Genomic DNA, 7,663 nt, shown 5'->3' on the forward strand with positions numbered 1-7,663 from the left:
GGGCGGGGGCGTTGGTCTGTCGGGCTTGGGCTGTCACGGGGACCTCTCCGATTGGCGCACTTTTCGGCTTGTAGTAAGGCTGATGACGAGTAATTATGCAAGCGTATAATTGAACGTATCGCAGGATGGAGAGGGGCGTGACCGGGGACCGCCGAAAATTCAGGCGCGAAGGGGCCGATCAGCGAAAAGAGGCACTGGTGCGTGCCACGCTTTCGCTGATTGCCGAAGAGGGCGTGCGCGGTGCCACCGTGCGCGCCATTGCCGAGCGCGCCGAGGTGACGCAGGGCCTGATCCGGCATTATTTTTCCACCAAGGAAGAGCTGGTTCTTGCCGCCTATACCCAGCATATGAACGCCATGACCGATCAGACCTTTGCGGGGGCCGAGGGCGCCACAGCAAAGGCCCGGCTGGCGGCGCTGGTGGTGGCCTCGGTGACGCCGCCGGTGGTCGATCCGGCCGCGATCGGGCTTTGGGCGGGGTTTCTGAACCATGTCCGTCAGAATGCGCGCATGCAAGAGGTTCACGCGCGCACCTATCACGACTTTCGCGACCGGCTCGAGGCGTTGATCGCCGAGGTCCTGCGCGAAGACGGGCGCGCCATAGACGCAGGCGCGTGCCGACGGCTTGCGATTGCCTGCAACGCGGTGATCGACGGGCTCTGGCTTGAGGGCGGCGCGCTTCCCGAGGCCTTCGAGGAGGGAGAGCTTGCGACGATTGTGGTGCAATCGGTCGGGGCGATCCTTGGATTGAATTTGACAGACGTAGAGGCGCGACAATGAGATTTTCTTCGATAAAAGAGCGGCTTGCAGGGCTTGGCGGTGCCAAGTGGGAGGTGCATGCACGCGCCAGGGCCTTGGCCCGCGAGGGCCGCGATATCATTCAGCTTACGATTGGCGAGCCGGATGTGGCGACGCCCGACAGCCTGAAGAAGGCGGCCTATGCGGGCATGTGTGCCGGGCGCACCGGCTATTCCGACGGGCAGGGCGAACCCGGCCTGCGCCGCGCCCTTGCCGAGCGCTATAGTGTCACGCGGGGGCGGGCGTTTGATCCCGATCAGGTGATGTGTTTCCCTGGCACCCAGACCGCGCTCTATGCGGTTATGATGGCCGTGGCCGAGGCCGGATCAGAGGTGCTTGTCGGCGATCCGATGTATGCCACCTATGAAGGCGTCATTCGTGCCAGCGGGGCGGATATGGTGCCGGCTCCGCTGCGCCCGGAGAACGGATTCCGGATGGCGGCAGAGGATCTGGAGCGGCGCATAACCCCCAGAACCCGAGCGATCTTATTGACAACTCCGCATAATCCGACCGGGGCCATCCTGCGCCCCGAGGATATCGCGGCGATCGGACGGCTGGCAATCAAGCACGACCTCTGGATCATTTCCGACGAGGTTTATGAAGAGCTGGTGTTTGACGGGGCGACTTTCGTTTCACCCCTGGCCCTGCCTGACCTGGCTGAGCGTGTCGTTGCGGTCTCGTCGATCTCGAAATCCCACGCTGCGCCGGGGTTCAGAAGCGGCTGGTGTGTCGGGCCGCTGGAATTCACCGGGGCGCTGTTGTCGCTATCGGAAACCATGTTGTTCGGCAATCAGCCCTTCATTGCCGACATGACCGAGGCGGCGGTGCGTGCGGGCTCTGATGTGGCGCCGGGGATGCGGGCGCGCTTTGCGGCGCGCGCCGACCTGCTGGCGCGCCGCCTTGAGGCTGAAACGGGTCTTTATGTCCACCGTCCCGAGGCGGGGATGTTCGCGATGATCAACACCCAAAGCACCGGGATGAACGGGCACGACTATGCGATTGACCTGCTTGAAAAAACCGGCGTCGCAGTGATGCCCGGCACCTCGTTCGGCGAAACCCTGAACGATTGGGTGCGCGTCGCCCTCACGGTCGAGGATGCGCCGTTTGCCGAGGCGATTGACCGGATCGTGGCGCATGCGCGCGCCATCCGGGGTAGTTAGAAAAGGACAGGAAATGACCAACCCGAGTTTTGAGTTTCGCCGCGCGATCACCCGCAAACCGGGCGCAAGCATCGTTGACGGGCTGCGCGCCGAAGAGATCGGCACGCCCGACCTTGACCAGATGCTGCGCGATCATGCCGCCTATGTGACCGCGCTCAGGAGCACCGGCGCCGAGGTGGTCGAACTGCCCGCGCTTGAGGCCTTCCCCGATGCCGTGTTCGTCGAGGATACCGCGCTTTGCCTGGCCGAGGGGGCGGTTCTGATGCGCCCCGGCGCGCCAAGCCGTCAGGGCGAGGTGGCGCAGATGGCCCCCGCGCTGGCCGCGTTTTACGGTGAAAACCTGCGCGAGATCACCGCGCCGGGATGTATCGAGGGCGGTGATATCCTGGTGACGGCGCGCGAGGTTCTGGTGGGCTTGTCGGCGCGCACCAATCCGCAAGGCGTGGCACAGCTTGCCGAATTCGTCGGTGACTGGGGCCATGCCCTGCGCCGGGTCGACACGCCCGAGGGTGTTTTGCATTTCAAGACCGATTGCGGCCTGCTTGACGGCGAGACCATCCTTGCCACCGGGCGGCTTGCGGCCTCGGGCTGTTTTGACGGCTACAAGGTGTTGCTTGTGCCGGAGGGAGAAGAGGCGGCGGCCAATTGCATCCGCTTCAACGATCTGGTGATCCTGCCGGCCGGGTTCGAGAGGACCGCCGAGATGCTGGATCGCGCCGGGTTCAAGGTGGTGCAGATCAACAATTCGGAGTGCGCCAAGCTTGATGGCGGCATGTCCTGTCTGTCCCTGCGGTTTTAAACCGGCTTTATACGCAAATCCGATTGTAAGCGGTATCATGTTTGGTCAATGATTTCACCGTCGGGCTAATTGCCCGCAGTTCTCTATATATAAGGAGCCCCGGACATGAGCATCGAATGGGTATCGCAAGCCGAGCGCGGCACGCCCTATTGGTGGGAGGCTCTGGATACGCCCGAGCCGGGGCAGGACCTTCCCGATACCTGCGATCTTCTGGTGATAGGCGCGGGGTATGCCGGCCTTTCGGCGGCGCTTGCGGCGCAGGAGTGCGGCGCGCGGGTGGTCGTGGTCGAGGCGGGCGATCCCGGACAGGGGGCTTCGACGCGCAATGGCGGCATGTTCGGCGCGCATCCCCGGCTTGGCTGGTCCGCGCTTGCGGGCAAATTCGGGGCCGGGGTGGCCGATGCGCTCTTCGCCGAGGCCAAGCCCTCGCTGGACTGGGCCAGGAACCTGATCAGGGCCAACGGGATCGACTGTGACCTGCAAGAGACCGGGCGGATTCAGCTTGCCTGGACACCCGGCCATTTCGCCAATCAGCGTCGGCTTGCGAAAACCGTGACCGAGAAATCCGAGGTCGAGGCGCGAATCGTCGAGCGCGCCGATCTCGGGCAGGAGATCGCTACAGAGCATTATTTCGGCGGGCTTTTGTTTCCCGAGCATTGCGCCATCCACCCGGCCAAGTTTCATCAGGGCTTGCTGCGCACCGTGCGCGCGCGCGACATCCCGGTGGTTCACCACGCGCCGGTCACGGCACTTGACGCGGCGGGCAGCGAGCACCTTGCTCATACCCCCAAGGGCCGCATCCGTGCCGCCAAGGTGGTTTTGGCGACCAATGGCTATACGACGCCCGCGTTCCGCTGGCATATGGCGCGGGTGTTTCCGCTGCCGAGTTACCTTATCGCGACAGAGGAACTGCCGGCCAACCTGATCGGCCATATCGCGCCGGGGCGGCGGATGATGGTCGAGACCCGCGCGCGCCACAGCTATTTCCGCATTTCTCCCGATGGCAAGCGGGTGCTGTTCGGCGGGCGCGCCTCGATGCGGGCGATTGATCCGACGGCTGCGGCTGCGCGGCTTTACGAGACGATGACCGGGATATGGCCCGATTTGCGCGGTACGCGCCTCAGCCATAGCTGGCTTGGGTTTACCGGCTATTCGTTTTCGCACATGCCTTATGTGGGGCATGACCGGGGCGTGCATTATGCCATGGGCTTTTCGGGGTCGGGCACGGTGATGGCGCCCTGGCTTGGGGCCAAGGCCGCCTATCAGGCGATGGGTGACGCGCGCGGGCAGACCGCCTATAGCGCGACGCCGCTCCGGCCAAGCTGGCTTCATCCGGCGCAAAAGCCGCATTTTCTTGCGGCGGCGGATGTGTGGTATCGCCAGGCGGTTGACCGAAAAGAAAACTGGCAGGCGCGAAAGGGAAATTGAAATGAGCGTTTTTGACGAAGATCTGTTTGTGCAGGGGCTGGAACAGCGCAAGGCGACGCTGGGGGCCGAATATGTGGAAAAGAACCTGGCGGCGGCGGATGACTTTACCCGGCCCTTTCAAGAGGCGATGACGGCGTGGTGCTGGGGGTTTGGCTGGGGCGACGAGGTGATTCCCGCCAAGACCCGCTCGATGATGAACCTCGCGATGTTGGGCGCGCTTGGAAAGATGCACGAATGGGAAATCCATTGCCGGGGCGCAATAAACAACGGCGTCACCCCCGAGGAAATTCGCGCCATCATTCATGTGGTGGGCATTTATTGCGGCGTGCCGCAGGCGCTTGAATGCTTTCGCGCCGCCAAGAAGGTTCTCGCAGAACAGGACGGGTGAGTCGCCTTCGACTCGCCCCGATCACGCAGAGGCCCGGCCCCCTGTCAGGAGGGGCCGGGCCATTGCGCTTGCAGCGCGCAATTATGTTACAACCGATAGTGGCGCAGGGCCAATTCGCCTCAAACGCTTGTTTTAAAGGCTCAAACCCTGTGCAGATACGGGCGCGCAGCGGTCATTGCCGAAAGGCGGCTCAATGGGTGTGTGATTTAAACGTCACAGCCCGGGCAACAAGCGCAGCGGTGCGGGGGGCTGCGTTGACAGTTGGGGGGTATTTGCCCCATTCCATGCTGCAAGCCGCGTCCAATGACTGGTGCGGCGGATCTTGAAAACCTGCTATTGAGGAGGGTCTCCCTTGAAAAAGCAACTTCTTTGCACCAGCGCAATCGCACTCGGCTGCGCCGTCGCTGCACCCGCATCTGCCCAGGAATGGGATATGGATTGGGGCGGTTACTACAACACCCACGTTGGTTTCGCTGACGTAAGCGGTCCTGCCGGCACCGATTTTGACGGCGTTGACGTTTTCCAGAACGGTGAAATCCACTTCACCCCGTCGGTTACCCTGGACAACGGCATGACCTTCGGTATCAACATCCAGTACGAAGCCAAAACCACCGGCGGCGCGATCGTTGACGAATCGTATGCCTCGATCTCCAGCGACACACTGGGCCGCATCGACCTCGGCAACGAAAACTCGGCCGGTTACAAACTGTCCGTTGCTGCGCCCCAAGTTTCTGGCGGTATCGGCATCAACTCGCCCTCGATCTCGGCCTTCATTCCGGTTTCGGCCAACCAGCCCTGGACCTTCCGTCAGGCTTCCGTATCTTCCTACACTGAAGTTGCCGGTAACAACGACGTTCAGCGCATCACCTACTACACACCCTCGTTCAACGGCCTGACACTTGGCGTGTCCTATGCCGCTACGAACGGTGTAAATGCCGGTAACAACGGCGCGTTCGACCGCAACGCGGCTGCACTGAACGACATCTTCGACCTGGGTGCAAAATACAGCCAGTCGTTCAACGGTGTTGACGTTGCCCTGAGCGCCCGTTGGGGTACAGGCGACAGCAACGTAGTTGGCATCAGCGATCCCGAAGTTTGGGCCCTCGGCGCAGTCATCGGCGTTTCCGGCTTTGAGTTCGGTGGTTCCTATGCTGAAAACGACAACGGCGGTGCCGGTGGCGTTGGCGATCAGGAAGGTTGGAGCCTTGGCGCAACCTATGACATCGCCGGCCCGTGGGCAGTTGGCCTTGACACCTACCAGGGTGAAGTCACAACCGCAGTTGGCGGCGGCAAAGCCGAATACGAAGCGTACCAGCTGGTTGGCAGCCGTTCGCTCGGCGCTGGCGTAACCTGGGCTGTCTATGCTGCTTATGCAGAAGGCACCACCAACGCAGCTGACCCGCTCGGCGTGACCAAAATCGACGGCACCATGATCGGTACTTCGATCAACCTGTCGTTCTAATCGACCGGTTGTAAGATTTGCGGCGGGGGGTGACTTTTCCCCCCGCCGTTTCTATTTGGGGCATAGCCTTACTGGAATGAGATCACGGATTGCCCGACCATGAAGAAAAGTATCATCTGGCTGGCCTCTTATCCGAAATCAGGCAATACGTGGACGCGCGTATTTCTGGCCAATTACCTGATGAATGCCAAAGAACCGCTGTCGATCAATCAGGTGCATAATTTCGGCATGGGCGATTCAATGGCGCGGACCTATGACATGGTGGCGGGCCGTAAGATCGACATTAACGATGTGTCGCTGACGATTTCCCTGCGCGACAAGGTGCTGGGCGCAATCGTTGCCAACAACGCCGATGTGAATTTTGTCATAACCCATAACGCGAAGGTGTCGCCAGAACGAGTCGCGCTTATCCCCGATAAATATACCCGTTCGGCGGTCTACATCATGCGCAACCCGCTGGACATGGTCTTGTCCTATGCGCGCCATTACGCGATCTCAAATGCCGACGCGGTAGAACGCATAACCCACCCCGACAACGCCAATGCCCCTGTGCCTGGTACCGTTGCTCAGTTTCTGGGGAGTTGGGCCAATCATGTCAAAAGCTGGACCTCGTATGCGCCCTGGCCGCGTCTTGTCTTGCGCTATGAGGATCTTCTGAGCGATCCGCATACCCATTTTTCCAAAGTGCTTGACCTGATTGGCGTGCCGGTGGACCCCGAACGTCTTGATCGCGCGATCCGGTTTTCCAGCTTTGACGAACTGTCAAAACAGGAAGATACCCAAGGCTTTATCGAAAAGCCCAAGGAAAGCGCCAAGTTCTTTGGCAAGGGCCAGAAGGACCAGTGGAAAACCGACCTTGAGCCAGAGCTTGCCGATACGATCCGCGCGGCATTTGGCGATACAATGAAACGTTACGGATATCTGGAATGAGCAATCTGCGCCGCATCATCTGGCTGGCAAGCTATCCCAAATCGGGCAACACCTGGATGCGCAGCCTTCTGGCGCATTATTTCATGCCGGCAGGGCAGGCGCCGGATATCAACAACCTGCGCCAGTTCACCACCGGCGATACCCGTCAGGACTTTTTCGATGCGGCCGTGGGCGGCAAATTCCAAAGCGAAACCCTTGAGGATTGGGTGATGGCTCGCACAAAGGCGCTTCGGCTGATCGCCGCGTCAAAGCCGGACCATCATTTCGTCAAGACCCATTGCCAGACGATCCGCATGTTCGATCAGGATATAATCCCCCCCGAATTGACGGCGGCGGCGATCTATATCATGCGCAATCCGTTTGATCTTGCCCCCTCTTTTGCCCGGCATCAGGGTGCCGATATCGACACCGCGATCGAGCGGATGTGCTTTAGCGATACGGTCATGGGCACGCCGAGCGGGATTTACGACCTTTTGGGCCGTTGGGACGATCACATCAATGTCTGGACCAATGCCCCCGGCCTGCCGCATTACGTGGTGCGCTATGAGGATCTTTTGAACCATCCCGCCAAGACCATGCGCACGCTTCTGGAAAAGTTCCTGCGCGTCAAGGTCGAGGGGCCGAAACTGGCCCGCGCGATCAAGGCGACAAGCTTTGAGGCGATGAAAAAGCAGGAAGAAACCCTTGGTTTTGCTGAGA

The 7,663-nt window shown here is 61.0% G+C and carries 8 protein-coding genes; all 8 read left to right on the forward strand.

Translation table 11 applies throughout. The features are described 5' to 3' along the window. The first annotated feature begins 137 nt into the window (after positions 1 to 137). On the forward strand, positions 138 to 779 hold the full coding sequence (locus QZ522_RS07155; RefSeq protein ID WP_294609103.1) for a TetR family transcriptional regulator C-terminal domain-containing protein: 642 nt from the start codon (positions 138 to 140) through the stop codon (positions 777 to 779). Then, a complete protein-coding gene (locus QZ522_RS07160) occupies positions 776 to 1,957 on the forward strand; it encodes a pyridoxal phosphate-dependent aminotransferase (protein WP_294609104.1) in 1,182 nt (393 codons plus the stop codon). Before QZ522_RS07155 ends, QZ522_RS07160 begins: the two co-directional genes overlap by 4 nt. Positions 1,958 to 1,970: 13 nt before the next feature. Continuing rightward, positions 1,971 to 2,756, forward strand: a complete 786-nt coding sequence (locus QZ522_RS07165) for an arginine deiminase family protein (RefSeq protein WP_294609107.1) — start codon at positions 1,971 to 1,973, stop codon at positions 2,754 to 2,756. A gap of 105 nt (positions 2,757 to 2,861) precedes the next feature. Continuing rightward, positions 2,862 to 4,184, forward strand: a complete 1,323-nt coding sequence (locus tag QZ522_RS07170) for an FAD-binding oxidoreductase (RefSeq protein WP_294609108.1) — start codon at positions 2,862 to 2,864, stop codon at positions 4,182 to 4,184. A gap of 1 nt (position 4,185) precedes the next feature. Then, the gene (locus QZ522_RS07175; RefSeq protein WP_294609110.1) at positions 4,186 to 4,572 is read left to right on the forward strand and encodes a carboxymuconolactone decarboxylase family protein; all 387 of its coding nucleotides are present in this window, start codon (positions 4,186 to 4,188) and stop codon (positions 4,570 to 4,572) included. A 352-nt stretch (positions 4,573 to 4,924) separates the two neighbouring features. Continuing rightward, entirely contained in the window at positions 4,925 to 6,034 is a 1,110-nt protein-coding gene (locus QZ522_RS07180) for a porin (RefSeq protein ID WP_294609112.1), read from the forward strand. Positions 6,035 to 6,133: 99 nt separating this feature from the next. Further along, positions 6,134 to 6,964, forward strand: a complete 831-nt coding sequence (locus QZ522_RS07185; RefSeq protein WP_294609114.1) for a sulfotransferase domain-containing protein — start codon at positions 6,134 to 6,136, stop codon at positions 6,962 to 6,964. Further along, a partial coding sequence (locus QZ522_RS07190; RefSeq protein ID WP_294609116.1) for a sulfotransferase domain-containing protein occupies positions 6,961 to 7,663 on the forward strand: 703 nt, incomplete at its 3' end. The genes QZ522_RS07185 and QZ522_RS07190, both read left to right, overlap by 4 nt.

This window comes from uncultured Roseovarius sp. (genome assembly GCF_913054395.1).
Taxonomy (GTDB): Bacteria; Pseudomonadota; Alphaproteobacteria; order Rhodobacterales; family Rhodobacteraceae; genus Roseovarius.

Excerpts from the sequence above, each read along its gene's own strand:
- QZ522_RS07165 (WP_294609107.1), top strand. The coding sequence starts at position 1,971 with ATGACCAACCCGAGTTTTGAGTTTCGCCGCGCGATCACCCGCAAACCG.
- QZ522_RS07170 (WP_294609108.1), top strand. The coding sequence starts at position 2,862 with ATGAGCATCGAATGGGTATCGCAAGCCGAGCGCGGCACGCCCTATTGG.
- QZ522_RS07185 (WP_294609114.1), top strand. The coding sequence starts at position 6,134 with ATGAAGAAAAGTATCATCTGGCTGGCCTCTTATCCGAAATCAGGCAAT.
- QZ522_RS07160 (WP_294609104.1), top strand. The coding sequence starts at position 776 with ATGAGATTTTCTTCGATAAAAGAGCGGCTTGCAGGGCTTGGCGGTGCC.
- QZ522_RS07175 (WP_294609110.1), top strand. The coding sequence starts at position 4,186 with ATGAGCGTTTTTGACGAAGATCTGTTTGTGCAGGGGCTGGAACAGCGC.